The 26,505-nt window shown below is 72.1% G+C and carries 27 protein-coding genes; 16 read left to right on the top strand and 11 right to left on the bottom strand.

Features of this window, described 5'->3' with window-relative positions; all coding sequences use genetic code 11:
• Positions 1-2 precede the first annotated feature (2 nt).
• Complete coding sequence (locus ACYVGD_RS11025; protein ID WP_460743664.1) at positions 3-1,292, bottom strand: LCP family protein; 1,290 nt, start codon at positions 1,290-1,292, stop codon at positions 3-5.
• 126 nt (positions 1,293-1,418) lie between these two features.
• On the opposite strand from ACYVGD_RS11025, the gene ACYVGD_RS11020 reads away from it, so the two are divergent.
• Positions 1,419-3,020: an LCP family protein gene (locus ACYVGD_RS11020; RefSeq protein ID WP_460743663.1), complete on the top strand. Its 1,602-nt coding sequence runs from the start codon at positions 1,419-1,421 to the stop codon at positions 3,018-3,020.
• A gap of 83 nt (positions 3,021-3,103) precedes the next feature.
• Here ACYVGD_RS11020 and ACYVGD_RS11015 read toward each other — a convergent pair whose 3' ends face one another.
• Entirely contained in the window at positions 3,104-4,165 is a 1,062-nt protein-coding gene (locus tag ACYVGD_RS11015) for a glycosyltransferase family 2 protein (protein WP_460743662.1), read from the bottom strand.
• The gene (locus ACYVGD_RS11010) at positions 4,162-4,827 is read right to left on the bottom strand and encodes a TIGR03089 family protein (protein ID WP_460743661.1); all 666 of its coding nucleotides are present in this window, start codon (positions 4,825-4,827) and stop codon (positions 4,162-4,164) included. The genes ACYVGD_RS11015 and ACYVGD_RS11010 overlap by 4 nt, the downstream gene beginning before the upstream one ends.
• A 43-nt stretch (positions 4,828-4,870) precedes the next feature.
• Between ACYVGD_RS11010 and ACYVGD_RS11005 the strand changes: the two genes are divergently transcribed.
• Positions 4,871-5,956 carry a mannose-1-phosphate guanylyltransferase gene (locus ACYVGD_RS11005; RefSeq protein ID WP_460743660.1) on the top strand — a complete coding sequence of 362 codons (1,086 nt, stop codon included), beginning with the start codon at positions 4,871-4,873 and terminating at the stop codon, positions 5,954-5,956.
• A gap of 45 nt (positions 5,957-6,001) precedes the next feature.
• On the opposite strand, the gene ACYVGD_RS11000 is transcribed toward ACYVGD_RS11005, so the two are convergent.
• From ACYVGD_RS11000 to cofD, 4 genes are read right to left on the bottom strand one after another with little or no spacing between them, the layout of a single operon-like run.
• The gene (locus ACYVGD_RS11000; protein ID WP_460743659.1) at positions 6,002-6,304 is read right to left on the bottom strand and encodes a transcriptional regulator; all 303 of its coding nucleotides are present in this window, start codon (positions 6,302-6,304) and stop codon (positions 6,002-6,004) included.
• Positions 6,301-6,780, bottom strand: coding sequence for a hypothetical protein (locus ACYVGD_RS10995; RefSeq protein WP_460743658.1), 480 nt, complete (start codon positions 6,778-6,780; stop codon positions 6,301-6,303). The genes ACYVGD_RS11000 and ACYVGD_RS10995 overlap by 4 nt, the downstream gene beginning before the upstream one ends.
• Before the next feature lie 56 nt (positions 6,781-6,836).
• The gene (gene cofE / locus ACYVGD_RS10990) at positions 6,837-7,676 is read right to left on the bottom strand and encodes a coenzyme F420-0:L-glutamate ligase (protein WP_460743657.1); all 840 of its coding nucleotides are present in this window, start codon (positions 7,674-7,676) and stop codon (positions 6,837-6,839) included.
• Positions 7,673-8,662: a 2-phospho-L-lactate transferase gene (gene cofD / locus ACYVGD_RS10985; RefSeq protein ID WP_460743656.1), complete on the bottom strand. Its 990-nt coding sequence runs from the start codon at positions 8,660-8,662 to the stop codon at positions 7,673-7,675. Before cofD ends, cofE begins: the two co-directional genes overlap by 4 nt.
• A 394-nt stretch (positions 8,663-9,056) precedes the next feature.
• Between cofD and ACYVGD_RS10980 the strand changes: the two genes are divergently transcribed.
• The 11 genes from ACYVGD_RS10980 to aroQ all read left to right on the top strand — a co-directional run bounded on the left by ACYVGD_RS10980 (position 9,057) and on the right by aroQ (position 19,291).
• Positions 9,057-9,197: a hypothetical protein gene (locus ACYVGD_RS10980; RefSeq protein ID WP_460743655.1), complete on the top strand. Its 141-nt coding sequence runs from the start codon at positions 9,057-9,059 to the stop codon at positions 9,195-9,197.
• Between the two features lie 47 nt (positions 9,198-9,244).
• Positions 9,245-10,093, top strand: coding sequence for a hypothetical protein (locus tag ACYVGD_RS10975; protein WP_460743654.1), 849 nt, complete (start codon positions 9,245-9,247; stop codon positions 10,091-10,093).
• A gap of 116 nt (positions 10,094-10,209) precedes the next feature.
• Entirely contained in the window at positions 10,210-10,470 is a 261-nt protein-coding gene (locus ACYVGD_RS10970; RefSeq protein WP_460743653.1) for a WhiB family transcriptional regulator, read from the top strand.
• 85 nt (positions 10,471-10,555) lie between these two features.
• On the top strand, positions 10,556-13,591 hold the full coding sequence (locus tag ACYVGD_RS10965) for a glycosyltransferase family 2 protein (protein WP_460743652.1): 3,036 nt from the start codon (positions 10,556-10,558) through the stop codon (positions 13,589-13,591).
• Positions 13,588-15,231: a DUF5719 family protein gene (locus ACYVGD_RS10960; RefSeq protein WP_460743651.1), complete on the top strand. Its 1,644-nt coding sequence runs from the start codon at positions 13,588-13,590 to the stop codon at positions 15,229-15,231. Before ACYVGD_RS10965 ends, ACYVGD_RS10960 begins: the two co-directional genes overlap by 4 nt.
• Before the next feature lies 1 nt (position 15,232).
• Positions 15,233-15,670, top strand: a complete 438-nt coding sequence (locus ACYVGD_RS10955) for a metallopeptidase family protein (RefSeq protein WP_460743649.1) — start codon at positions 15,233-15,235, stop codon at positions 15,668-15,670.
• 179 nt (positions 15,671-15,849) lie between these two features.
• A complete protein-coding gene (locus ACYVGD_RS10950; RefSeq protein ID WP_460743648.1) occupies positions 15,850-16,218 on the top strand; it encodes a DUF3499 family protein in 369 nt (122 codons plus the stop codon).
• 30 nt (positions 16,219-16,248) lie between these two features.
• Positions 16,249-17,625 carry a phosphohexomutase domain-containing protein gene (locus ACYVGD_RS10945; RefSeq protein ID WP_460743647.1) on the top strand — a complete coding sequence of 459 codons (1,377 nt, stop codon included), beginning with the start codon at positions 16,249-16,251 and terminating at the stop codon, positions 17,623-17,625.
• Positions 17,622-17,810 (top strand): Trm112 family protein, encoded by a 189-nt coding sequence (locus ACYVGD_RS10940; RefSeq protein WP_460743646.1) that lies wholly within the window; start codon positions 17,622-17,624, stop codon positions 17,808-17,810. The genes ACYVGD_RS10945 and ACYVGD_RS10940 overlap by 4 nt, the downstream gene beginning before the upstream one ends.
• A 36-nt stretch (positions 17,811-17,846) precedes the next feature.
• The gene (locus ACYVGD_RS10935; RefSeq protein ID WP_460743645.1) at positions 17,847-18,869 is read left to right on the top strand and encodes an SIS domain-containing protein; all 1,023 of its coding nucleotides are present in this window, start codon (positions 17,847-17,849) and stop codon (positions 18,867-18,869) included.
• Positions 18,866-19,291 carry a type II 3-dehydroquinate dehydratase gene (aroQ, locus tag ACYVGD_RS10930; RefSeq protein WP_460743644.1) on the top strand — a complete coding sequence of 142 codons (426 nt, stop codon included), beginning with the start codon at positions 18,866-18,868 and terminating at the stop codon, positions 19,289-19,291. The genes ACYVGD_RS10935 and aroQ overlap by 4 nt, the downstream gene beginning before the upstream one ends.
• Here aroQ and ACYVGD_RS10925 read toward each other — a convergent pair whose 3' ends face one another.
• Both ACYVGD_RS10925 and ACYVGD_RS10920 read right to left on the bottom strand, forming a co-directional pair.
• Positions 19,292-19,780: a SixA phosphatase family protein gene (locus ACYVGD_RS10925; RefSeq protein WP_460743643.1), complete on the bottom strand. Its 489-nt coding sequence runs from the start codon at positions 19,778-19,780 to the stop codon at positions 19,292-19,294. It abuts the gene before it with no gap.
• A gap of 113 nt (positions 19,781-19,893) precedes the next feature.
• Positions 19,894-20,166 (bottom strand): DUF3039 domain-containing protein, encoded by a 273-nt coding sequence (locus ACYVGD_RS10920; RefSeq protein ID WP_460743642.1) that lies wholly within the window; start codon positions 20,164-20,166, stop codon positions 19,894-19,896.
• A gap of 66 nt (positions 20,167-20,232) precedes the next feature.
• Here ACYVGD_RS10920 and ACYVGD_RS10915 point away from each other — a divergent pair, with 66 nt between their 5' ends.
• Positions 20,233-21,639 carry an MFS transporter gene (locus tag ACYVGD_RS10915; protein WP_460743641.1) on the top strand — a complete coding sequence of 469 codons (1,407 nt, stop codon included), beginning with the start codon at positions 20,233-20,235 and terminating at the stop codon, positions 21,637-21,639.
• 10 nt (positions 21,640-21,649) lie between these two features.
• Positions 21,650-23,449 carry a DEAD/DEAH box helicase gene (locus ACYVGD_RS10910; protein ID WP_460743640.1) on the top strand — a complete coding sequence of 600 codons (1,800 nt, stop codon included), beginning with the start codon at positions 21,650-21,652 and terminating at the stop codon, positions 23,447-23,449.
• Positions 23,450-23,456: 7 nt separating this feature from the next.
• Here ACYVGD_RS10910 and ACYVGD_RS10905 read toward each other — a convergent pair whose 3' ends face one another.
• Complete coding sequence (locus ACYVGD_RS10905) at positions 23,457-24,623, bottom strand: serine/threonine-protein kinase (protein WP_460743639.1); 1,167 nt, start codon at positions 24,621-24,623, stop codon at positions 23,457-23,459.
• Positions 24,624-24,638: 15 nt separating this feature from the next.
• On the bottom strand, positions 24,639-25,130 hold the full coding sequence (locus ACYVGD_RS10900; protein WP_460743638.1) for an Lrp/AsnC family transcriptional regulator: 492 nt from the start codon (positions 25,128-25,130) through the stop codon (positions 24,639-24,641).
• Between the two features lie 103 nt (positions 25,131-25,233).
• Between ACYVGD_RS10900 and hppD the strand changes: the two genes are divergently transcribed.
• Positions 25,234-26,433: a 4-hydroxyphenylpyruvate dioxygenase gene (gene hppD / locus ACYVGD_RS10895; RefSeq protein ID WP_460743637.1), complete on the top strand. Its 1,200-nt coding sequence runs from the start codon at positions 25,234-25,236 to the stop codon at positions 26,431-26,433.
• Positions 26,434-26,505 lie beyond the last annotated feature (72 nt).

The following is a 26,505-nucleotide window of genomic DNA, read 5'->3' as shown; positions in this document are numbered from 1 at the left end:
CGTCAAGGTTTCATGAACCGCTCGAGGCGGGAAGTGTCCCCCCTCGCGATCTCACCGAACATCTCCTTGGCCTTCGCCTCGTCCCACACCATCGACGACCCGACCCTCGTGGTGGCGTTCGGGTTGGAGACCGGGACCATCAGAGCGAGGCCCTGGCCGCTGGAGACCTGCTTCATCGGTCCGGCCAGACCCATCAGTGTGAGGACGCCCGAGCCCTCGTCGGTGCGCAGGGCCTGAGCCGCGCCGTGGTTGACGTTCCACCAGCGGAACGGGTCGAGGACCGTCATGGGGGTCGCGGCCTTGTTGACCATGGCACCGATCATCTCGCGCTGGCGACCCATGCGGCCGAGGTCGCCGGTGGGGTCGGCGTAGCGCATGCGCGAGTAGCCGAGCGCCGTCGCGCCGTTCATGTTCTGGCAGCCCGCCTGGATGTCGAGGTGGGCGAACTTGTCCTTGATCGCCTTCTTCGGGCAGATCTCGACGCCGCCGAGCGCGTCGATCACGCCCGCGAAGCCGCCGAAGCCGATCTCGGCGTAGTGGTCGACCCGCAGGCCGGTGTTGGCCTCGATGGTCTGGACCAGCAACTTCTCGCCACCGAAGGCGTACGAGGCGTTGATCTTGTTCTTGCCCTTGCCGGGGATGTTGACGTAGGAGTCGCGCGGCACGGAGATCAGCGCGGGCTTCCCGCTCGGCGGGATGTAGAGCAGCATGATCGAGTCGGTGCGCTTGCCCTCGATCGAGCCGGTGCCGAGCTCCTTTTTCTCCTCCTCGGTCATTCCCTCGCGGGAATCGGAGCCCACCAACAGCCACAGTTCACCCGGCTGGTCCGCGGGGCGCTGTCCGCCGGGAAAGGCGTCGATCTTCGTCGACGAGCCCCAGGCGTGCACGGGCGTGGCCACGAGGAACACCAGCCACCCGACCAGCAGCAGGCCGAGGACCCCCACCAGCTTGCGCAGGGGGCGGCGGCGCCTCGGCCAGCGGCCGCCGGTGGACGGCTGGGGAGGTCGCGCGGGAGGGGACGCCGGGGGCTGCGCGGTGGCGGGTCGTCGCGACGCCGGCTGGGGAGCGGTCTGGGGCTGTGGGTGGCCCTGGGCGGGCTGTGCCTGCGTACGCGGGGCCCGGCGCGGCGGTGCGACGTCGTCCTCGGAGAACGTCGCGCGTCGGCGCGCCGGCTGTTCGGCCGGGGCATCGGTCGGCGTCATGCGTACGTGGGTGGGTTCGCCCGCCGGATCAGCCGGAGCCGGTCCGTCGTTGCGATAGAGCCAGTCCATGTCCTCGTCGCGAGCGGGCATGTGGTCAAAGTTACCGGCTGCGGGGCAATCGGCGTGGCGTGCGGCGGCCCGGCGGCGTACGGATCAATACTGGGACCGTCTTTCCGAAGGCCGACTTCCCCCGATTCCGATCGAAAGGCCCCTCCGGTGACCCCAGAAGGATCTCCTACGCGCTTCACCTCGACCGAGGACGACCTCCACGGTGGCTCGTCCATCCCCGACAGGCCTGAGGCGCGTCGACGGCTCGAGATGCTGCGCCTGCGCCGTGGTCTCGGCAATCTGGGCCTCACTCTGGTGGTCCCGGGCTCCGCCCAGCTGCTCCACGGCGACCGCCGCGTCGGCCGCGGCGCGGTGCGCGTGTGGGGCGTCCTGGTGGGTTGCCTGGTGGCGTTCGTCCTGCTGGCGCTGATCAACCGCGGTGTGGCGATGACGATCCTGGCGTTCACGCCGCTGGCGTGGCTCCTCGCCGTCGTGATCGGTGCCGCTGGTCTCGCGTGGGCGGCCCTGATGATCGACGCGTGGCGCCTGTCGAACCCGCCGTCGCTGGCCCGCCAGCACCGGCTGGCGTTCGGCGGTCTGTCCGGTGCGCTGGCGCTGGCGCTCGGCTTCGGCGGCATCGCCTCGGCCGGGGTGGTCCAGGCCCAGGGGGATTTCTTCGGCACCGTGTTCTCCGGCGGCGGTGACACCCAGGTCAAGAACGGGCGCTACAACGTGCTGCTGCTCGGCGGCGACGCGGGCACCGGCCGCGAGGGCCTGCGGCCCGACTCCATGACCGTCGCGTCCGTCGACGCCGCCACAGGCAAGACCGTGCTGTTCTCGCTGCCGCGCAACCTCGAGGACATCGAGTTCCCGGCCGACTCGCCGATGAAGAAGCTCTACCCCGAAAAGTTCTCCTGCCCCAACCACGAGTGCCTGCTCAACGCGGTCTACACCAAGGCCATGGAGCACAAGGAGCTGTACCCGGGCGTCAACGACCCGGGGGCGATCGCCACCAAGGAGGCCATCGAGTGGGTGACCGGCCTCGACATCAACTACTACGCGCTCATCGACCTCAATGGCTTCAAGTCGCTCATCGACGCCGTCGGCGGCGTGAAGATCGACGTCATGAAGCGGGTTCCCGTCGGCGGCGGCTCGACCCAGGTCCACCGCTACATCGAGCCGGGCAAGGCCGTCCACATGGACGGCAACAACGCCCTCTGGTACGCCCGCTCCCGCCACGACGCCACTGACTACGAGCGCATGGCCCGGCAGAAGTGCGTGATGAACGCCATGCTCAACCAGCTCGAGCCGGTCACGGTCGTCACCAAGTTCCAGGCCATCGCCGGCGCCGGCAAGGAGATCGTCGAGACCGACGTGCCGACCAGCGAGATGGACCGCCTGATGACGCTGGCGATGAAGACCCGCCAGACCAAGGTCGCGTCCGTGTCGTTCGTGCCGCCGCTCATCCAGCCGGGCCAGCCCGACTTCGCGGTGATCCGCGAGACGGTGCGGACGAAGATCGCCGCCTCGTCCGGGACCCCGCTGCCGCCGGCGCCCGCGCCGACCCAAGGGGCCGCGCCCCCGGCGTCCGCCCCCGAGACGCAGCAGCCGACCGCCGCGGCCTCGCCGACCGCGAAGGGCAAGAAGTCCACCCCGACGCCGTCGAGGGCGACGAAGACTCCGACGCGTACGGTCGCTCCCGCCCCGGCACCCAGCGATGTCCAGAAGGCCGGCACCGACGACCTCGGCGAGGTCTGCCACGCGGCCTGAGCCGCGCCCGAGAACGGGGCCACGCAGCAGGTCCCGCCCGACCTGGTGCGTGGCTCTCGGCCTTCCCTGGCCGTTCGGGCCCCTCAGGCGCGGCTGGTGTCGACCGTGTCGCCGCCGCCGCGCACCATGCCGGTCCACCAGCCTGCACCCCACGACAGGTGCATGACGGCCAGCGCCCGCACCAGGTCGGCACGCTCGGCGGCCTGTGCGCCGGAGCGGGTGGCGTACGCGGCCAGCAGCGCCAGATAGCTCAACGGACCCGCATAGGCCGTCCGCAGCAGCCGCGCCGGGCCGCGAAGCCCGCCGCACGCGTCGACCGCGGCCACACCAGCAGCGATGGCCGTGCCGGCGACCAGGGCCCCCGGGGCGTAGAACCGGGGCGGCGTCTTGTGCCACGTCGAACGCATGAGCTGGCCGCGCCACACGCCCGTCGACCAGAACTGGCGCGCGACCTTCTCGGCGGTGTCGCGCGGCCAGTAGGTGACCTTCAGGTCGGGTGTGAACCACACGAGGTGGCCCGCCTCGCGGATGCGCAGGTTGAGCTCCCAGTCCTCGCCGCGGCGTACGGACTCGTCGTAGCCGCCGACCTCCTCGAGGGCTTCGCGCCGGAACGCGCCCAGGTAGGCGGACTCGCACGGGCCGGCCACCGTGCCGTGGTGGTAGGTGCCGCCCCCCAGTCCGATGGGGGAGTTGTACGCCGTGGCGACCGCCCGTTGGAACCGCGTGCGTCCGCGGGCGACCATCAGCCCCCCGACGTTCGCCGCGCCCCTCTCGCGCAGGGTGGCCACCGCCACGCGCGTGTAGTCGGGCGGGAGCTCGGAGTGCGCGTCGACGCGGATCACGACGGGGTGCCGCGAGGCGGCGATCGCGAGGTTCAGCCCCGCCGGGATGTGGGCGGTGGGGTTGCGGACGACCCGTACGCGGTCGTCGGCCGCGGCGACGGACTCGGCCAGCTGGGTCGTGCGGTCGCGCGAGGGTCCCAGCGCCAGCACGAGCTCAAAGCCGCCCGGATAGTCCTGGTCGATGACCGTGGCGATCGCGTCGGCGAGGTAGGACTCCTCGTTGAGCACCGGCATGACGTAGGAGACCGGCGGCCACTCCTCGTGGGGCCAGGGCATCGCCCCGGCGGCGACCTGCGTGCTCACAGCTCCTCCTGGGCGATGCGCTCGCGGTCGGCGTCCGCGATGTCTGCGGTGACGACGACCGTGGAACCGCCGCCGACCAGCGGCGCGGCGAGCGCCTGCTGGACGGTGGTGTACGCGTCGGTGGCGACGACCAACGCGCGTGTGGCGCGCCCGGCGACCCGGGCCAGGTCGCCATGGGTCAGGGTGTGGCCGGCGACGTCCCAGGCCACGTCGGCGTCCGCGGCGCCCGTGCCGAGCCAGGCGTCGGGTTGCGCGAGCGCCTCGGACGAGAAGTCGGTGACCCCGGCGGGCAGGTCGCGCAGGCCCAGGCCGAGCGGGTGCAGCGAGCACGCGTACGACCCCTGCCCACCGTCGGCGGCGGGCCCGGTGACGACCAGGTCGGCGTCACCGTCGGTCACGACCACCCCGGCGCGCCAGGCGGCCATGACCCACACCAGCGTCATCCAGTGGCCGGGACGGGTGGCGAGCAACTCGAGGCGTACGCGGTCGCCGGGGGACAGGTCGGCGTCGTCGACGAGGAGGTTGCCGGTCTTGGCGACCCAGTTCGCGAACGTGCGCGCGGACAGCTCAGTGCGTTCGGTGGCGGACGCATAGCACGTCAGGAATGGCGCCGAAGGGTCGATGCGTACGCGGGTGTCGAGGAGATCGGGCAGCTGGGTCACGTCGTTCATCCTAGGAGCGCCCGGGATGGATAGGGTCGGCCCCATGCGTTACGTGGTGATCATGGCCGGTGGGTCGGGCAAGCGTCTGTGGCCGCTGTCGCGGCAGGGGATGCCCAAGCAGATGCTGCACCTGGTGGGCGACAAGAGCCTCCTGCGGATGGCGTTCGAGCGGGTGGTCGACGTGGTCGGCGCCGAGAACGTGTGGGTCTGCACCGGAGGCCAGTATGCGGCGACCGTCCGCGAGGAGCTGCCCGAGATGCCCGGTGACCAGGTCCTCGGCGAGCCCGTGGGCCGCGACTCGCTGAACGCGGTCGCCTGGCCCGCCGCGGTGTTGGCCAAGGCCGACCCGGACGCGGTGGTCGCGATGGTGACCGCCGACCAGATCATGCAGCCGGTCGAGGTGTTCAAGAAGGCGCTGCGGCGCGGGTTCGAGGTTGCCGAGGCCGACGAGAGCGCGCTGGTGACGTTCGGGGTCGTGCCGAACACGCCCCACACCGGCTACGGCTACCTCCACCAGGGCGGTGCGGTCGACGGCGACGACAACGTGCGCGAGGTGCTGGAGTTCAAGGAGAAGCCCGACCGCGTCACGGCGGAGCGCTACGTGGCCTCGGGCGAGTACTGGTGGAACGCCGGCATGTTCGTCTGGCGAGCCGAGACGCTGCTCGCCCAGCTCGAGAAGCTCGTCCCGGACTGCCACTCCACGGTGCGTGAGCTCGCGGACGAGCCGGGCAAGCTCGTCGAGCTGTTCCCGACCCTGCCGAAGATTTCGGTCGACTACGCGATCATGGAGCCGGTCTCGCTCGGGCGCGGCACCCAGGGATCCCACGTCGTCGCCGTGCGCCTGCCCATCACGTGGCACGACGTGGGCGGTTTCCCGGCGCTGGCCGAGCACCTGCCCCACGACGACGAGGGCAACGCCCGCGAGGGCCAGACGATCATGATGGACGCGGTGAACAACCTCGTCATCAACAAGTCCGACGACGGCCGCCTCGTGGCGGTGCTCGGCATGTCCGACACCATCGTCGTCCAGACCGACGACATCACCCTCGTGTGCCCCTCCGGTCGCGCCGAGCAGGTCAAGGCCCTCGTGGCGAAGGTCTCCGAGGACCTGGGCGAGGCGTACGCCTGAGTCCGGCGTGGTGTGCGTCGACGCACAGCGCGGGTGGCGTCCGCGTCAGCGGGGGACGTCCTCGACGGGGGACTCGACCAGCGCGCGCAGTGCGGCGACGTGGCCGTCGAAGGCGGTCCGGCCCTGCTTGGTGAGGCGGGCCCAGGTCCGCACCCGGCCCCGGCCGGTGGGCTTGTCGAGGACGACGTAGCCCGCCTCGACGAGCACCTTGAGGTGCTTGCTGAGCACCGAGTCGGCGATCCCCAGGTCGTCGCGCAGGGCGCCGAACTCGGCCGACTCGACGCGGCGCAGGGCCGCGCACACCTTGAGCCGCACCGGCGCGTGGACGGTCTCGTCGAAGCCGCTCATCGCTGCGTGGCGTGGGCCGTGCCGGAGCGGATCTCGTCGCGGAGTGCGGCGTCGACGGCCCGGCCGAGGACGATGGTGCCGACCAGCGCCACCGCTGCGGCGGCCCAGGGGAGCCAGGCCAGGGTGGGGTGTCCCCCCGACCCGAACGCGGCGACGAGCACCACGATCGTGAGCCCCGAGTGGGCGAGCCACAGGGCGCGCGAGCGCGGGCCGGTCTGGGCGGGGCCCACCCACAGGCCGGTGCGGCGGCGGTAGACGCCGACGAGCAGTGCGCTGACCAGCGCGACGCCGGCCCCGGCCATGACGGCGAGCAGCGGCGACTCCACCACCCGGCCGCTGACCAGGCAGAGCGCGCCCAGCGCCAGGCCGAGGACGGGGTGGTACCACCACGGCGTGACGAGGCGCTCGGCGATCGCGGCGTTGCTGCCGTCGACGTCGGCGAGGGCGGAGACGGGATCGTACGAGTTTGTTTCCATAACGGAAACTCTAGTAATGCCTTTCCGTTTCCGCAAGGGAAAGTCGATCGTCGGCGTCAGTCGGCCAGCAGGCGGGTGATCCAGGCGGCGTCGGCGGTGGGGGCGCCGGCAGCCACCGCCGCGACCAGCTCGGCGCCGTCGAGCTCGACGAGCTCGTCCCAGCGGTCGAGTTGGCCCGTGGCCCGCAGCACGGCCTCCAGCACGGCCTCGCGGCGACCCAGCCTGAAGAAGTCCTTCGCCTCCTCGCGCAGCAGGGGAGCGCTCGACCCGTCGTCGTCGGTCACGAGGTGGGACAGGCCGCGCACCACCGCGACCGGGCGCCCGCCCAGCTTGGTCTTGGCCAGGTCGGCCGCCGCCGCGATCTCGTCGGCGACGGCGATTTCGGTGACCCGCAGGTCGTTGCCGTATGCGTCGGTGCGGCCCACGTGCGAGTCGACGGGGACCACGCCCGCGGTGCCGATCGCCAGGTCGGTCTGGCCCGTCCGCCACGCGCGCCCGGAGGTGTCGGACACGACCACGCCGATGCGTACGCCGGTCCGCTCGCGGGCGGCCGCCCGGATGGCTCGCGCCGACGCGTCGGGGTCGAGCGGCAGGAGCAGGGCGGTGCCCGGCTCGACGTTCGAGGAGTCGATCCCGGCCGCCGCGTGGACCAGCCCGAGCCGGTGCTCGACGATCACCGTGCCGCCGCGCTTCGCCACCACCCGGCGCGATTCCGACCGCCGGGCCGCCTGCTTGTCGGCCTCGCCGATGTAGCGCCCCTCGGCCTTCGACACGATCTTCGATGTGACGACCCAGATGTCGCCCTCACGCGGCTCGGTGACGGCCAGGACCAGCGCGGCGAGGTCGTCGCCCGGGCGTACCTCGCCGATGCCCTCGGGTGCCTCGACGGTGATCATCGGGCGACGCCGGCGCGGATGAACTCCGCCGTGGCCTCCGGCGAGGTCATCAGGAGCTCGGTCGCCAGCGAGGGCAGCCCCTGCGCCTCGACCGACTCGACCGAAGCCGCGTCGCTGGTGTGCATGACCCAGGCGTCCAGCAGGCCGCCCGGCTTCGAGCGTGGCCCGTAGTGGAGCCCCACCGCCGCCGCGTCGACCTCCACGCCGATCGCCGGGAGGAGCTTGTCGGCCATGCCGAGCACCGGCGCGCCGCCGACGATGCCGGAGAAGCCCACGACCTTCGCGGCGGTCGCGCGCAGGGCCGGGCGTACGCCACCGGTGGCGAGGATCGGCCCGATCGACACGACCGGGTTCGACGGGCCGACGAGCACCAGGTCGGCGCCGCCGATCGCCTCCAGGACCTCGGGGGTCGCCTTCGCCTGATCGATGCCGACCTGCAGCACCTGCTCGACGGGCGCCTTGGCGTGCAACCGCACCCAGAACTCCTGGAAGTGCACCGCACGGCGGCCCGACGGCGCGTCGGGGTCGGTGATCACGACATGGGTCTCGACGCGGTCGTCGGTCATCGGCAGCACCCTCAGCAGCGGGTCGTGCGCCAGCCAGCGCGCCGCGAGCGCCTGCGTGATCTGGGTGGGCGTCGCGCCCGCCGTGACGAGCTGGTTGCGGATGAGGTGGGTGGCGATGTCGCGGTCACCGAGGGCGAACCAGGTCGGTTCGACGCCGTAGGTCTTGAGCTCCTCCATGATCGACCACGTCTCGTCGCGGCGGCCCCAGCCCTTCTCAGGGTCGATGCCGTCGCCGAGGGCGTACAGCATGGTGTCGATGTCGGGGCAGATGCGCAGGCCCTGCAGCGTTACGTCGTCGGCGGTGTTGGCCACGACGTCGATGCGCGCGTCGGGCCAGGCGGCGCGTACGCCACGGACGAAGCGGGAACCGCCGACCCCGCCGGCGAGGACGACAACATGGTCAGGTGTCTGGATGCTCACCCGCGCCATTGTCGCAGCCCTGGCAGACCCGGGCGTGATCCGACCGTTTGCCATCGTGGATGGACCATCTCGCCGACGAAGGAGCGCCAAGTCCCACCGGCCGCGGCACCGGCGCGGGCCACGACCTCACCCAGCGGCGAGGCGCTCGGGCGTACATATTCGTGACGACCTCGCGTCCCGCAGCGACGGCGGGCACGCCGGGATTGAACGCCATCATGTCCCAGAAGACGACGCCCCAACGGCGTAGCGGTTCAACGGCGGCTCCGTGGTTCCTGCTGCGCCTCAGCGACTTCACCGCACTCACGTGGCTCCTTCGTCAGGCGGCGGCCCGACAAGGTCTCGACCGAGCACGCCGCCACCTGGGACCACGGCGATGGCACGGTGCGCGTGGAGGGTGCAACGAGCGCGCCGGTGGACACCCCGGCGACCTACCCGGGCGTACGCGGAGCTCCTCGAGATCATCGGCCACCCGGTCACCGGCTCGTCGCTGGACGTGGAGGGGCTCTACGGGCCCGACGAACTCGGCGAGGGCTGAGCACGGCCTCCTGCGAATTGTCGGTGGGTGATCGTACGCTTTCTCCCATGGTCGAACCTCTGAAGAAGGCCCGCACCCCCATCGCCTGGCTGGTCCTGGTGGGCGTCGGTATCGCCCTCCTGTCCAAGGTCGTCACGCTGGCGATGTCGCTGTCGGCGCCGACGGAGTACGGCGCAACACCCACGGAGTTCTCGATGGGCTTCGCGGCGCTGGTCCTCGTGGTTGTGGCGGCGAACGTCTTGGGGGAGCGTTCGCCGCATGCGAACGTGCTCGCTTGGGTGGGCGCGGGCGAACTCGGCCTGTCCCTGCTGCTCGACCTCGTCTTCTCGGTCATGCTCATGGTGCGTGTGATGCCTCACATCGGCGGGGCCGCGGCCGTGCTCCAGATCCTCAGCTTCCTCGTGGGTCCGCTCGTGTTGGGTGGCTGCGTCTGGGCGCTCGTGGCCATGGCGCGTGCGGGCGCGCCGGCCCCGGCCGCCCAGCCCGCGCTGGAGGCCCCCCACCCCCAGGATCCGAACGCCACGACGTGGCAGCCCGACCATGCCGCCGGGGCAGCCTGGTCGACGGCCTCTGGCGCGGCGTCGGGTGCCCAGGCCAGCGGTTGGGGCGTCCCCGGCAAGCCCGGCGGTGGGTGGCAGCCCAACCAGGGCCAGCCCCAGCAGGCGCTGGGCCAGGGGACACACGACCAGGGGCACCAGCCGGCCTACGGGCAGCCGGCGTACGGCCAGCCTTCGGGCCAGTCCCAGCCCTCCGCCGAGCCCGCCGCCGAGTCCCAACCGTCGGCCCAGTCCCAGTACCCCCAACAGGGTGGGCCCGGGCCCCAGATCATCTACCCGGGCGAGGCGACGGACACCACACAGTTCCGTGGGAAGTGGGACCCGACGCCCCGAGAATGAGTGATCGCTCATGCCAAGCTACATGCCCGGGCTTGACTTAGGCGTGACAACAAGCATGTAATTCCATCAACGTAGTTCGCGCCCGGGCGGGGTCGCGGACGGGTCGAGGAGGCAGCATGCAGGATTGGCTGGAGGTCGTGGCCGGCGACGACGAGGGTGTTCTCGCGTGGCAGGAGCAGGCGCTCTGCGCCCAGACCGACCCTGAGGCGTTCTTCCCCGAGAAGGGTGGATCGACTCGCGAGGCAAAGAAGGTGTGCCTCTCGTGCGACGTCCGCCGCGAGTGCCTGGAGTACGCCCTGGGGAACGACGAACGTTTCGGCATCTGGGGCGGGCTCAGCGAGCGCGAGCGACGCAAGCTGAAGAAGCGCGCGGTCTGAGCCGGTTACGATGAGGGGCGCTGCGGCGTCCCTCGTGTCGTTGTGGCGCCCTACCGACGACTGACGAACAGGTGACTCCCGCGCCATGACGACGACCAACGAGCTGTGGAGCTGGGCTCACCACGAGCCCGACGAAAAGCGCGTCGACGTCTCCGGCCTCCGCGTCACGGCCGTGCTGGTGGCCCACAACGCTGCCGCCTGGCTCCCGTCCACCCTCGCCTCGCTGCGGGCGCTCACAGTGCGGCCCACGCGGTGGATCGCCGTCGACGGCGGTTCCGACGACCAGACCCAGCAGCTGCTGCTGGAATCGGGCCTGTTCGACGTCCTCGTCGAGGGCGACCCGGCCGAGGGCTTCGGCCAGTCGGTCGCCGGCGCCCTGGAGGCGGTCGACGACCACGAGCCGCTGCTGTGGATGCTCCACGACGACGTCGTGGTCGAGCCCGACTCCCTCGAGCGGCTGCTGGCGGCCACGGTCACCGACGCCGAGGGCGACGTCTTCGGCCCCAAGCTCCTCCAGCCCGGCCGTGGCGAGCGGCGCATCGCCGAGCTCGGCCTCTCGATGGCCGACTCCGGGCGGCTCGTCACCTCGCTCGAGCCCGGCGAGATCGACCAGGGCCAACACACCCCCGCACAGGTACTTGGCGTCAGCGCCTGTGGCATGCTCGTCCGCCGGCCCGTCTGGGACGCCCTCGGCGGTCTGGCGCCCGAGCTGCCGCTGTTCCACGACGGCCTCGACTTCGGCTGGCGCGCCACCGCCGCCGGTCACCGCGTGGTCACCGTCCCCGACGCCGTGATCACCCATCGCAGCGCCGGACGCTCCGGCCTGCGCCGCTCCACCCTCATCGGGGCTGACCCCGAGTCCTACGACCGCGCCCTCGCCCTGCGCACGGTCGCCGCCCGGCGCGGTGGCGCGGGGCTCGTCGCCGGTTCGTACGCACGCGCCCTGGGCTTCCTGCTCGCCAAGGCGCCATCCCGCGCGGCGGGCGAGCTGCGCGCGGTCAAGACGTGGCGCAACGGGCCGGACAGCCTGCGTACGCGGGTGCCGAAGCCTTCGCCGGAGGTCGAGCAGCGCCTCGCCGCGCTGCGCCCGGGCCGGGGGGCCGGGTTGGTCTCCGTGGCCGACACGGTGTACGACTGGGCGGCCCAGCGCTGGGACGAGGCCTTCGGCACCGATCCCGAGACGACGATCGACGACCTCATCGGTGACGACTTCTCCGGGTCCGAGGCGCCCCGGCGCCGGTTCTGGTCGCGCCCCGTCCCCCTGGTGGGCCTCCTCCTGACGGTCCTCGCTCTCGTCGCGGGCCGCGGGCTGTTCGGCCTGGGCCAGCTAACCTCTGAGGCGCTGCTGCCGGCGCGCGACTCGCTCGCCGAGACATGGCGCGCCTACCTCGCGCCCATCCCGGGCGCCCCCGGCCTGTCATCACCGCCGTGGGAGGGCTGGGTGGCGCTCCTGTCGACACTGACGTTCGGCCGGCCCGAGTGGCTCGTGACGGGTCTCGCGCTGCTGTGCGTGCCCTTGGCGTACGCGTCGGCGCAGGTCCTGCTGCGCCGGGTCGTGGAGGGCACGGGGACGCGCGTGCTCGCCGGCACAGCGTACGCCCTGCTCCCGTTCTGGCTCGGCGCGCTGGGCCGCGGTGCGCTGGGGCTGTGGCTCGTCGCGATCGCACTGCCACTGCTCGCGGTCGGCCTGCGCGGCATCGCGCGCCGCCACCCCGACGCCCCCGAGCGCCTGCGTGCCGCCTGGTGGACGGGTCTGGCCGCCACCCTCGTCATCAGCTTCCACCCGGTGCTGCTCGGCGCCGGCCTCGTGGGGGCGCTCGCGGCGGCCGTCGCCTGGCGGTCCGACCGCACACGCCTCCTGCGTGTCGCGATCGCGGTCGGCGTCCCTCTGGTGCTGCTGGCGCCGTGGTGGCCGGCCGTGGCGCGCGGTGGCTCCCGCCTGCTGCTCGGTCCCGACGCCGGCACCGCCGGCCCCGCGTGGGCCGGGCTGCCCCCGACCTGGCTGCTCCTCGTCGTCGCTGTCGTGGCGGCCGTCCTGGCGCTGGCCGGGTTGGCTCGCCGGACCGCGTCGACCGGGGTGTGGGTGGCGTGGGCGACCGGTCTGCTGGCGTTGACCGGGGTCTACCTGCTCCATTCCCGCCTGGCCACGACGCTCCCGTTCGGCACGCGCGTACGCCCCGACGAGGCCTCGCTGCTACTCCTAGCCGGCGCGGCGTTCGTGCTGGCCGCCGCGATCGGGCTCGACCGGCTCACCCCGCGTCCGCTCGCCGTCGCGGCCGCCGTGCTCGCTGCCGCCGTGCTCCTCGGCTCGGCCGGGTGGTGGGTCTGGCAGGGCTCGGCCGGACCTCTCCATCGAGCGAAGATGGACGACATGCCGCCCTTCGTCCGCGTGGCCATGAAGTCGCCCGCGGCAACGCGCACGCTGGCGCTCCGCTTCGACCGTGGCCAGCTGTCGTGGTCGCTCGTCGCCGACGACCAGCTCCGCCTCGGCGACGCCGACCGGGGCCTGGCCTTCGGCGGCTCGAAGGTCATGCAGGACCGCACCCGCAGCGTCGTCGCCCGCCTCGTCGGCGGTGCGGGTGACGAACAGGTGGCCACCGATCTGCGTGCTCTCGGCATCGCCCACGTGTGGGTGGTCGGTGCCGACGAGGAGCAGCGCACGCGCATCACCAACGTGCCGGGCCTCGGTGCGGGCTCCGGCGACGAGCGCGGCCTCGTGTGGACCGTGCCCGGCACCACGGCGCGGCTGCTGGTGACGGGTCAGACCCCTGTCCCGCTCGATGGGCGGCCTGGCGCGTCACCCGCGGTCGACCTGCCGGCCGGATCGGGACGCACCCTGACGATGGCCGACCCCGCGGATTCCCGGCGGGTGGTCACCTACGCCGGGCAGCGGCTCGAGCCGCAATCGACGGGCGTCCAGAGCGTGTACGCGATCCCCGACGGCCCCGGGCGCCTCGAGGTGGACTGGCACACGCCCGTCCGCCCGTGGCTCGTCGGGCTGCAGGGCCTCGGCCTGCTGGCCGTGGCCATCCTCGCCGCGCCGTCGCTGGCGGGGGAGCGACGACGTCGCGCTGCCAGCCCGGCCACGCCCGCGCGTCGCACGACTGGAGGTGCCGCATGACAGAGCACGACCCGGCCACCGGACACCCGGGACACGGACCCGAGGGCCGCACGAACCCCTTGCCCCCGGAGCAGCCCGCCCAGCCCGGTGATCCCGCGGGGCACGCCCCGGCTGGACAGTCGTCCCCGGCGACCACTTCGCTGCCCGCGGTGGGGTCGCCCGGCCCGGCGAGCAGCGGCGAAGACGCGATCGGGGCGAGCCCCACGCCCGTGCGCCGCACACCGAGAGGTCCGGGTGCCGGCCGGCGCATCGGCGCGGTGGGTGCCGCCACCCTGGCGCTCGCGGCGCTCGTGGGTGGGGGAGCGGTCAGCCGACCGCCGACGATCCCGCCGCCCGACCCGGTCGACACGACGGGCCGCACGGTCACGGTCTGCCCACCGGCCCAGGTGGTCAACCTCATCACGGGCACCCGGGGCGGCGAGCTCGCGACGCGGGCGCTCGGCTCGGAGCGTGCCGACGTGGTCCCGTCGGGGCGTGGTGTGACGCTGGCGGCCGACCAGCCCACCCTGGTGGTCGCCGAGGGGCGTCAGTCGACCGCTTCGGCAGCGTCGTCGTTCTCCGCCGCCGCCCAGGGCGCCGAGCGTGGGCTCGCCACCGCCCGCTGCGTGGCTCCCAGCACCACCCAGTGGTTCACGGGCCTCTACTCCGGCGGTCAGGGGCCGGGCGGCCAGGCCACGACCCGCAGCGAGATCGTGCTCGTCAACACCGACTCGACCCGCGCCGACGTCGATCTGCGCCTGCTCGGGCCCGACGGACAGGTGTCGGCCCCCGGTGCCCGTGGTCTCACCGTTCCGGCACGGTCGTCGCGCGTCGTGGGGTTGGAGACGTTGACGACCCAGCTCGGACCGTTCGGTGTCCAGGTACGCGCCTCCCGTGGCCGTATCCATGCCACGGTCGTCCAGAAGGCGGCCTTCGGGGCGCTGCCAGGTGGCACGGACTGGCAGGTCCCCTCGGCCCCGCCGTCGCTCGTCCAGGTGGTGCCCGGGGTCCCTGACGGCAAGGGTGAGCGCACTCTGGTTGTTACCAATCCCGGCGAGCGCCGGACCACGGCGAAGATCGAGATCATGACGCCCGACGGCACGTTCGCCCCCGCCGAGGCCAGCCAGCTGGACATCAACGGGGCCTCCACAGCCCAGGTGTCGCTGACTCGTGGCCTCGCCGAGCAGCCTGCCGCCGTTCGGGTCAGCACCGACCAGCCGGTCACGGCCGCAGTCGTCTCCCACTCGGGCACCGACGCCGCCACCTCCGACGTGGCCTTTCAGCCCTCGGCGGAGGCCCTCGGTACGACCGGTGTCGGTGCCCTGGCTGTCGCGCCCGGCATCACCGGTGCCGCGCTGGTGACGAACGTCGGCCTCCAGGACACGATCGTCAGCCTTCGGCTGCTCGCGGCCGATGGGCGCGAGCTCAAGGCCGCCGAGCTGCCCGTGCGGGGCGGCACCACCCAGCTGTGGGAGATCGCGAAGGTCGACGAGCCGGCGGGTCTGGTCGTCCGGTCCCCGCGGGGGGCCACGGTGCATGCGGGCATCGTGCTCACCGGTGACGGCCGTCCCGGCCTGGCCACGACGCCCGTGTCGGCGCCGGAACCCGCGACCAGCGGCGCCGAGCCCGAGCACCGGCCCGGCCTGGGATCGGGGAACTGACGTGTCGAGCCGTCGTGACCGCCACGGCCGCGGGCTGCGTGGTCCGCTCGCCCTGCCCAACGCGTACGCGCGTCGTGCCCCCTTGGCCCGCCGGGAGCCCGCGGACGCCTACTTCTCCCGGGTGGTCGGTGAGGCCGTCGCCCGGATCGGCAGGGCCTGCCCGCGCGCCCTCGAGGGGGTCGTGATCGGCGTCGAGGAGGTGCCACACCTGCGTGTCGACTGGGCCGGTGACCAGGTGCCTCTGGCGGCCGCCGTCGAGCGCACCGAGACCCGCCCGGCGCGCATCATCGTCTATCGGCGCCCACTGGAGCACCGCGCCGCAACCCGGCGGGGGCTGGCCATCCTCGCCCATCGCATCGTCGTCGAGCAATTGGCCGCGCTGACGGGCATCGACGCCGACGAGATCGATCCCGAGGGCTACGGCGCCGACGACTGGTGAGCACGAAGGGCCGACCCGGGTGGGCAGGCGTGCGGAATCATCGAGAACTTCGCCCCGGCGGGCCGATGAGGACGGTCAGGGGCCAACTCCCTGATGATTCGGCACGGTCACCGGGCCTCACGGGTCCGCCGTCGGCGCGCCGCCGGCCCGGGCAGCCGCGCGCGAGGTAGCGTCGCCCCGTGACTCAACGGTTCTGCACGCGGACGGGGTGCTCGGCCCGGGCGATCGCCACGCTCACCTACGTGTACGCCGAGTCGACCGCCGTGCTCGGCCCGCTGGCCGGTCAGGCCGACCCGAACGCGTACGACCTGTGCCAGATCCACGCCCAGAACCTCACCCCGCCGCGCGGATGGGACGTCATCCGCCTGCCGATCGGTGACAGGCCGGTGCCGCAGCCCGCGGCCGACGACCTGCTGGCCCTGGCCGACGCGGTCCGCGAGGTGGGCTTCTCCCTCGACCCCGAGCCGGTCGCTCCCAAGCCGCTGCGCGGCGTGGTCGAGCTGGGACGCCGACGGCACCTCACCGTGCTCGCCGATCCTGACGTGTGAGCGGTCCACAGGGCGCTAGTGTGGTCCGCGATGCTGACTCAAGAGATCTTCAAGGCCAATGACATCCGCGGCCTCGCCGGCGGTGCGGATGCCCAGTGGGACGCCGACGGGGCGTACGCGCTGGGGGTGGCGTTCGTCGAGGCCCTCGGCCTGCAGCCGGGCAGCGCGTTCGTGCTCGGCCGCGACATGCGCGCCACCGGCGGCGAGCTGAGCACGGCCTTCGCCGAAGGCGCCATGAACCGTGGTGTCGACGTGATCGACATCGGCCTGTCGTCGACCGATCAGCTGTGGTTCGCGTCGGGACGTCTCGAGCTGCCGGGCGTCCAGTTCACGGCCTCCCACAACCCGGCGACCTACAACGGCATCAAGTTCTGTCTCGCCGAGGCGCGACCGGTCTCGCCGCAGCACCTCATCGAGATCGCCCGCCACGCGTTCGCGCTGGAGGCGTCCGGCGAGCGCCCCGTCGCCGACCAGCCGGGGACCCTGCGCCGTCAGGACCTGCTTCCGGCCTACGCGGAGCACCTCAACTCGTTGGTCGACCTGAGCGGCATCCGCCGGCTGAAGGTCGTCGTCGACGCCGGCAACGGCATGGCGGGACACACGGTGCCGACCGTCCTGCAGGGTGCCGACGTCGAGCTCGTCGGGCTGTTCATGGACCTCGACGGCTCGTTCCCGAACCACCAGCCCAACCCGCTGGAGCCCCAGAACCTCGTCGACGCCCAGCGCGCGGTCCGCGACAACGGCGCCGACCTGGCGCTGGTCTTCGACGGCGACGCCGACCGCTGCTTCATCATCGACGAGCGGGGTGACGTCGTGAGCCCGTCGGCCGTGACGGCCCTCATCGCCGCCCAAGAGCTCCATCGCGAGCCCGGTGGCACGGTCGTCGGCAACACCATCACCTCTCGCACGGTCCGTGAGGTCGTGGAGGAGTGCGGTGGCACCTACGTGATCTCGCGTGTCGGCCACACCTACGTGAAGGCCGCCATGGCCGAGCACGACGCCGTCTTCGGCGGGGAGCACTCGGCCCACTACTACTTCCGCGACTTCTGGTCGGCCGACACCGGCATGCTGGCCGGTCTGCACGTCCTGGCGATGCTCGGTCGGGTCGACCAGCCGCTTTCGGAACTCGTGCAGCGCTTCGACCGGTACGCGGCCTCCGGCGAGATCAACTCGACCGTCGCCGACGCGAAGGCGACGATGACGTGCGTGTCCGAGGCGCTCGACGGCCGCGGCGGCGAGACGTCGTTCGACGACGGCCTGCTGGTGGAGGGCCCCGACTGGTGGGTCAACCTGCGCCCGTCCAACACCGAGCCGCTGCTGCGGCTCAACGTCGAGGCCCGCGACCCCCGGCTGATGGCCTCGCTGCGCGACGAGGTCCTGGCCCTGGTCCGGGAGGAGCAGCGATGACGACGCCCCACCTGGAGCTGCCCCGCGAGGTCGTCGAGATCCTGGCCTGCCCGAGTTGTCACTCGGGGCTGGCCGTCGACCACGACAGCGGTGAGCTCGTCTGCACCAGCGGGCAGTGCGGCCTGGCCTACCCGGTGGTCGACGGCATCCCCGTGCTGCTCATCGACGAGGCCCGTCGCGCCTGAAAGATCCCTGATCCACGGCCCACAGAAAGGCACCCGATGGTCGACTTCGACGACTCCCGCCTGGAGGACCGTGAGGCCCTCGCGAGCGCTGATGGTGCGCTGCGTCATCTGGCGGGGGCGGGTGCCCGCGTACGCATCGAGGCCGGCCGTGCCGCCGACCCGCTGGGCGGCTTCGCGCCCGACCGTCCCCGCGCGGTGATCGCCGCGGGCACCGAGGCCCGTCTGGTGCGGGCGATGCTCGAGCCGACGTGTCCCGTGCCCTTCGTCGCGTGGCCCGCTGCCGGGCTGCCCGGGTGGGTGGGCCCGCTCGACCTGGTCGTCGTCATGGCCCCCGACGGAGGCAATCCCGATCTCGCCGCGTCCGTCGCCGAGGCCGTACGCCGTGGCGCGTCGCTGCTGGTCGCCTGCCCCGAGGCCTCGCCGGTGGGGGAGCAGGTCAGCCGCCGCACCGCCACGCTGATCCCGACCGCGACCGGAGACGCGCTGGCCGCCGCAGCGCTGGTGCTCCAGGCCCTCGCGTCCGCCGGGCTGGGCCCGGAGATCGATCCAGAGGAGATCGCCATCGCCATGGACGAGGTCGCCGAGGACTGCTCTCCGTTCGTCGACCTCGCCGCCAACCCGGCCAAGGACGTCGCCCTCGCGCTCGCCGACGCGCAGCCGCTGGTCTGGGGCGGGTCGGTGCTGGCGGCCCGCGCGTCACGCCGCATCGCGGAGGCCGTCCGCGCGTCCAGCGGTCGTGCCGCGCTCGCGGCCGACGCCCCGGCGCTGACCACGATCCTGCAGGGCACGCACGCCCGCGACCCGTTCGCCGACCCGTTCGACAACCCCGTCAGTGACCGGCGGCCGACACTGGTGCTGCTCGACGACGGCTCCGAGTCGGCACCGATCGTGGCCGCCCGGAGGTCCCTGGGGTCGCTCGCGGAGCGCCACGACGTCCGCGTCGCGCCGATCACGCGGACGCACGGCAGTGAGCTCGCCCGCTATGCCGCGCTGCTCCAGACGGGCTGCTTCGCCGCGGCCTACCTGGGCGTCGGTCTCGGACGGGAGGTGCAGTCGTGACGCGTGTACTGGTGCTCAACGGGCCGAACCTGGGGCGTCTGGGCCGACGCCAGCCGGAGGTCTACGGCGCCACGACGCATGCCGAGCTGGCCGATCGCCTGATGGAGGTCGGCCGCGAGCTCGGGCTCGAGGTCGAGGTGCGCCAGACCGATGCCGAGCATGAGATGATCGCATGGATCCACGAGGCCGCCGACGCCTCGCTGCCGGTCGTGCTGAACCCGGCCGCGTGGACCCACACGTCGGTGGCGATCGCCGACGCAGTCGCCCAGCGGACCGCCGACCTGATCGAGGTGCACATCTCGAACGTGCACGCGCGCGAGGACTTCCGCCGCCACTCCTATGTCACCCCGTACGCGACCGGCGTGATCGCCGGTCTGGGGTTGCGCGGCTACGAGCTTGCCCTGCGGTCGCTGGCGGCCTGATCAGCCGCGCGGGACCTCGTACGCCGCGAGGCGCCCTGAGCCGTCGGCCACCGCCGACCAGTCGCCGTCGAACTCGATGACGGCCATGGCCGACGTCGGGAAGCGTTCGGCGATCGACGCGAGCTGGGTGGCGGACACCTCGGGACGGGCCAGATGGGTCACGACATCACTGATTGCGGGGCAGTGGCCGACCACCATCAGGGTCTCGACGTCGCCGTCGGTACGCCGGATCAGGTCGGTGATCTCGCCGGGAGTGGCCTCGTAGAGGTCGTCGGTGTAGACGACGTCACCGAAGGAGGCGCCGCCGCTGACGGTGCGGTCGAACGTCTGCCGTGCGCGCTCGGCGGTGGAGCAGAGCACGAGGTCGGGGGCGAGACCACGCGAGGCGAGCAGCCGGCCGGCGGCCCTCCCATCGCGCCGGCCGCGGCTCGACAGCGGTCGCTCGTGGTCGTCGACGTCCTGCGTCCACGACGACTTGGCGTGCCTCATGAGCACCAGAACCCGCTGTCTTCCCCCGGTCACCGTTCCAGACTACGCGCGCCGGGGGAGGCATCCGCCCTTGTCGGGGCGTTACCCGGGGACGTCCGGGTGAGGCGGGACGCTCAGCCCTCGTCGCCGTCGTCGCCGCCCGGCTGCATCTGGCCCCAGATCTCCTTGCAGGAGGGGCAGACCGGGAAGCGGTCGGGGTTGCGAGAGGGCACCCACACCTTGCCGCACAGGGCGATGACGGGCGTACCCATCACCATGGCCTCGGTGAGCTTGTCCTTGGGGACGTAGTGGGAGAACCTCTCGTGGTCGCCCTCCTCGTAGCGGAGGTCACCTTCGACGCGCTCGTCGATGATCGTCTGCGATCCCGGGCTCAGCTGCTGGCTCATGGGGGCGAGTGTAGTCGCCGGGATCCAAGCCTGCGTACGCTCGGGCGATGTGCTAGGGATGGGGCGGTGAGCACCCCCGAGCCGAACCCGTCCCCGCCGCTGGCCCCGCTGGCGGTCGGCCTGATCGCCGGCATCTTCGCCACGGCGTTCGAGTCGATCGGCGTGGGCACCGCAATGCCGCGGGCGGCCGCCGAGCTCGACGGGATCTCCTGGTACGCGTGGGCGTTCTCGCTGTTCGTCATCGGCATGCTCGCCGGCAACGTCGCGGGCGGCCGCGACGCCGACCGTCACGGCCCGCTGCGGACGCTGGTCGCCGGCATGCTCGTCTTCGCTGTGGGCCTCGTCGTCTCCGGTGCGGCGCCGACCATGGCCCAGCTGCTCACCGGCCGCCTCGTCCAGGGGCTCGGCGCGGGCGCCCTGAACGTCGGCCTGTACGTCGTCGTGGCCCACGCGTTCCCCGAGGACAAACGACCGCTGATGATGACCGGGTTCTCGGCGGCCTGGGTGCTGCCCGCCTTCGTGGGCCCGCCCGCCGCGGCGTGGATCACCGAGCACCTGTCGTGGCACTGGGTCTTCTACGCGGTGCTGCCGCTGCTGGCGCTGGGGGCTGTCCTTGCCCTGCCGCCGCTGCTCGCGCTCCAGCGCGCGCGCACACCCCACGAGGAGGACTCCTCGCCCGTTCCGATGTGGGTGGGCCTGCTGCTGGCGCTCGCGGCGGTCGGGTTGCAGTACGCCGGCCAGCGTGCCGCCACGACGCCCGACGTGTGGGCGGCTCTGTGCGGTGCGGCCGGTCTGGCTCTGCTCGTGGTTGCGCTGCCTCGGATCATGCCGCGCGGCCTGCTGACCTTGGCGCCGGGGCTGCCGGCGGTGATGATGACCCGTGCGCTGATCGCGGGCACGTTCTTCGCCGCCGAGGCGTTCCTGCCGCTGATGCTCGTCGAGGCCCGCGGCCTGAGCATCGGTCGTGCGGGGTTGCTGCTCACCATCGGCTCGGTGGGTTGGTTCGTCGGCTCGTGGCTGCAGTCTCGGCCCTGGCTGCGGCTGGGCCGTCACCACGTCATCGTCGCGGGGACCGCCGCGACGACGCTCGGCATCCTGGGCTGTGCCCTGGTCGCCGGCTTCCCGCGCCTGCCGGTGCTGGTCGCCTGGATCGTGTGGACTTTCGCCGGGCTCGGCATGGGGCTGGTGATCGCGTCGACGGGCTTGGCGACCATGACCCTGTCGCGGGTGTCCGAGCAGGGCCGCAACGCCTCGGCGCTGCAGGCGGGGGAGTCGCTCGGCAACTCGCTGGTCGCCGCGCTGGCCGGCACCCTGTTCGCTCGTCTGCACGGCGGCGGCGACCTGGTGCTGACCTTCGGCGTGGTGCTGGGCTCGATGGTGGTGCTGGGGGTGTGGTCGACGCTCACCGCCCTGCGGATCGGCCCGGTCGTGGCCCCGTCGCGGGATTTCGGTTCCGTCGGTGGGGCGTCCTAACATTGCGCCAGTGACCGAGCCTGACCTGTTCTCCAGCGGAGACGTGCCCGATCTCCGCGCCAAGGGCCTGTCACCCGCGTTCCCCCAGAAGGCCGCGTGGGGCACCGTCAAGACGCTGCGCGCCTGGCAGGCGGCCGCCCTCCAGAAGTTCCGGGACGAGGACCCGCGCGACTTCATGGCGGTGGCCACGCCCGGCGCCGGCAAGACCTCGTTCGCGCTCACTCTGGCCGCCGACCTGCTCAACCGCCGCCGCATCGACCGCATCTGCGTCGTCGCGCCGACCGAACACCTGAAGACCCAGTGGGCCGAGGCCGCCCACCGCGTCGGCATCGCGATCGACCCCAACTTCGGCGCGAAGCAGGGCAAGACGTCGCGCGAGTTCGACGGCTACGCGCTGACGTACGCTGGCGTGGCGACCAACCCGTTGGCCCTGCGCATCCGCGTCGAGCAACACAAGACGCTGGTGATTCTCGACGAGGTCCATCACGCCGGAGACGCGCTCTCATGGGGCGAGTCGGTGCGCGAGGCGTTCGACCCGGCCGCGAAGCGTCTGATGCTGACGGGTACGCCGTTCCGCTCCGACTCCAACCCCATCCCGTTCGTGCGCTACGAGGACGACGGGAAGGGGGGGCTGCGTTCGGCGTCCGACTACGCGTACGGCTATGGCGAGGCCCTGGCCGACGGCATCGTCCGCCCGGTGCTGTTCTTGGCCTACTCCGGTGACATGCACTGGAAGACCCGAGCCGGCGACGAGATCGCGGCCCGGCTCGGCACCCCGTTGACCAAGGACATGGAGTCCCAGGCCCTGCGTACGGCCCTCGACCCGGAGGGGGCGTGGATCCCCGCGGTTCTCCAAGCGGCCGACAAGCGCCTCAGCGAGGTGCGCAACCACGTGCCCGACGCCGGTGGCCTGGTGATCGCGTCTGACCAGGAGAAGGCACGCGCGTACGCGGCCCACCTCAAGCGGATCACGGGCAGGACGCCGACCGTCGTGCTGTCCGACGAGCCGGGCTCGAGCAAGAAGATCACGAAGTTCTCCGAGTCCGACGACCGCTGGATGGTCGCGGTGCGCATGGTGTCCGAGGGCGTGGACGTGCCGCGCCTGTCGGTGGGGGTGTACGCGACCACGACCATGACGCCGCTGTTCTTCGCCCAGGCTGTGGGTCGCTTCGTGCGTGCCCGCGCCAAGGGCGAGACGGCGTCGGTGTTCGTGCCGTCGGTCTCGGGGCTGCTGCGCTTCGCCAACGAGATGGAGGTCCAGCGAGACCACGTGCTGAAGATCCGCGGCGGCGCCGACAACGAGGAGGACCTGCTGCTCGCCCAGGCCAACCGCGAGGAGCAGGCGTCCTCGGAGCTGCTGGAGGAGGAGCAGGGCTCGTTCACGGCGCTCGCGTCGGAGGCCGACTTCGACAAGGTCCTGTTCGACGGCACCGAGTTCGGCCTGCAGGCGATGGCGGGCTCCGAGGAAGAGGCCGACTACCTGGGCCTGCCGGGCCTGCTCGAACCCGACCAGGTCAAGGACCTGCTCCAGCGCCGCCAGCACGAGCACATGAGCCGCGAGTCGGCGAAGGGTGGCGAGGCCGAGGTACGCGCCGTCTCCCGGTCGACCCACCAGCGTCTGCGCGAGCTGCGCAAGGAGCTCAACTCGCTCGTCGGCGCCTGGCACCACCGCACGGGCCAGCCCCACGGCGTGATCCACAACGAGCTGCGCGGCGCGACCGGCGGGCCGCCGAGCGCCGCGGCCGACGAGGTCCAGCTGCAGGCGCGCATCGACCTGATCCGCGAGTGGGCGATCACCCGCAAGAGCTGAGGGTGGCTCAGCCGAGCACCTTCAGCACCACGAACAGGGTCACGCAGAACAGCACGACCGCACACGTCGAGATCAGCAGCCACTCGGCGGAGTTGTAGCCCCAGTAGCGCTTCTGTGCCGGCTGCTGGGGTGCCATCTGGGTCATCGGCGACATCGGATGGGGGCCCGTCGGCGGACCGTAGAGCTGCTGGGGCGGGATCGACTGCGGCGAGCCGTGGCCCGGGTAGTGGGTCGTGTAGCCGGGATGGGTGTGGGGCGACGGCGGCGGCACCTGGCCCGGGCCGGGGAAGCTCGTCGTCGGGGGCAGGAGCACGCCCGCCTCACGCGGCCGGGCGCGGGTGGCGATCATGGCCTCGTCCTGTGGCATCTGGTCGACGATCTCGTCGAGGACACGCGCGAACTCCGCGGCGGACGCGGGGCGCAGCCGCGGGTCGAGCGACAGCGCGGAGACGAGCAGGTCGTCAAGGAGCTTGGGTGCGCCCACACGGCGGGCGATCGGCTGCGGCAGCACGTCGGCGCCCCTTGAGATGAGCTCGCCGAGCGTCTTGACCTGGAACGGGGGTTTTCCGGTGAGGACCGCGTACACGACGCAGGCCATGGCGTACACGTCGGCGCGGGCGTCCATGGGGGCGCCCGAGGCCTGCTCGGGGGCCATGAAGGCCGGCGTGCCCGCCGTCATCGTCTGGCCCTGGTCCTCGAGCATCGACTTGGCCACGCCCAGGTCGGCCAGCTGGACCATCAGTGCGCCGTCGTCGCGACGGTCGAGCAGCAGGTTGCCGGGAGTGACGTCGCGGTGGATGACGTTGGCGCGGTGGATGGCCTCGAGCGCGAGGCAGGCGTCGGAGCACAGGCGCAGCGTCGCCGCGGGGGCGATCGGGTTGGCGCGCAGGTCGCTCATGGAGCCCGAGTCGCAGTAGTCCATGACGAAGTAGGGCCGGCCGTCGTCGAGCTCACCGATGTCGTAGACCCGGACCAGGCGCGGGTCGCGGATGCGACGCATGTGGCGAGCCTCGGCGATGAACCGGCTGCGGACGTCCTCGTTGTCGGCCCAGTTCTCGGCGAGGACCTTGACGGCGACGGTGACGTCGAGCTCGTCGTCCTCACCCAGCCACACGGTCGCGAACGTGCCCGCACCGAGGCGTCGCACGATGCGGTAGCGGCCGATCTGATCCATGGGGGACATTGTGTCCTATTCCGGGGCCTCCCACGGCTCGGCGTGCTGGACGAGCGCGTCCGTCCGGTAGGGGATCTGCTCGGAGAGCGCGATGACGGTCGCCGTACGCCGGATCGCGGACTGGGCCGACATGGCGTCGATGACGCGCTGGAGGTCGGCGTTGGAGCGGGCGACGGCGCGGCACCAGATGTCGCCCGAACCGGTGACCGACCAGCACTCCAGAATCTCGGGCACGTCACGCAGATGGGTGATCACGTCGCCCACGGGCACGGCCTGGTCGATCTCGCAGGTGATGAACGCGGTCACCCGGTAGCCGAGCGCCGCCGGGGCGATGGTCGGTGCCCACGTCGCGACGACCCCCTGCGCCTGGAGCCGGTCGAGGCGGGCCTGGACCGTGCCGCGGGCAACCTTGAGTCGGCGGCTCGCCTCGAGGACGCCGATGCGCGGCTCCGCCTCGAACAGGGCCAGCAGGCGGCGGTCGAGCTCGTCGAGAGTGACGGTGATCACATTGCCTCCCATGGCGGGGTGAACCGGCGTACATCTGGACAAGATGTCCAGTGGTCCAGGGGAGTGTTGCACACCTTGTCGCCCGAACTCCATGATCTGCGCCATGACTGACGTGCTGACCAATGAAGAGAAGCTCGCTGAGCTCAACCTCGACCAGCTCAAGCAACTGGTGGGCCTCGTCGAGTACGACGCAAACAACGACCCGTTCCCCGTCACCGGCTGGGACGCCATGGTCTGGGTGTGCGGCAACGCCACCCAGTCCGCCCACTACTTCCAGTCCGCGTACGGCATGGAGCTGATCGGCTACGTCGGCCCCGAGCAGGGCGTACGCGACCACAAGGCGTACGTGCTGAAGTCCGGCGCGATCCGCTTCGTGCTCAAGGGCGGCGTCTCGCCCGATTCGCCGCTGCACGACCGCCACCGCAAGCACGGTGACGGCGTCATGGACATCTCCCTCACCGTGCCGGACGTCGACAAGTGCATCGAGCACGCCCGCAAGATGGGCGCCGAGGTCGTCGTCGAGCCCCATGACCTCTCCGACGAGCACGGCACCGTGCGCCTCGGCACGATCAAGGCCTACGGCGACACCGTCCACACGCTGGTCGACCGTTCGAGGTACGACGGCGTCTACCTGCCCGGCTACGTCGAGATGTCATCGACGTACGAGAAGCGCGAGGGCCAGCCGAAGCGCTTCTTCCAGGCGCTCGACCACATCGTCGGCAACGTCGAGCTCGGCAAGATGGACGAGTGGGTCGAGTTCTACAACAAGGTCATGGGCTTCACGAACATGGCCGAGTTCATCGGCGACGACATCGCCACCGACTACTCGGCGCTCATGTCGAAGGTCGTCGCCAGCGGCAACCACCGCGTGAAATTCCCGCTCAACGAGCCAGCGCTGGGCAAGAAGAAGTCGCAGATCGACGAATACCTCGAGTTCTACGACGGGCCCGGCCCGCAGCACCTGGCGCTCGCGACCAACGACATCATCGCGTCGGTCGACCACATGCGCGCCATGGGCGTGGAGTTCCTGTCGACGCCGGACTCCTACTACGAGGACCCCGAGCTGCGCGCGCGCATCGGCGAGGTTCGCGTGCCGATCGAGGAGCTGCAGGCCCGCGGCATCCTCGTCGACCGCGACGAGGACGGCTACCTGTTGCAGATCTTCACCAAGCCGACCGGTGACCGCCCGACGGTCTTCTTCGAGCTCATCGAGCGCCACGGATCGCTCGGCTTCGGCAAGGGCAACTTCAAGGCCCTGTTCGAAGCCATCGAGCGCGAGCAGGAGCGCCGCGGCAACTTCTGATCGTCCGACACACCCACCCCTGAGACGTGCGAGCCGGTCCCGTGTCCGCCACCACGGGCCGGCTCGTCGTGC

This window comes from Mariniluteicoccus endophyticus, assembly GCF_054780035.1.
The sequence above is the reverse complement of the archived record's forward strand: the minus strand, read 5'-3'. Positions and strand labels throughout refer to the sequence as shown.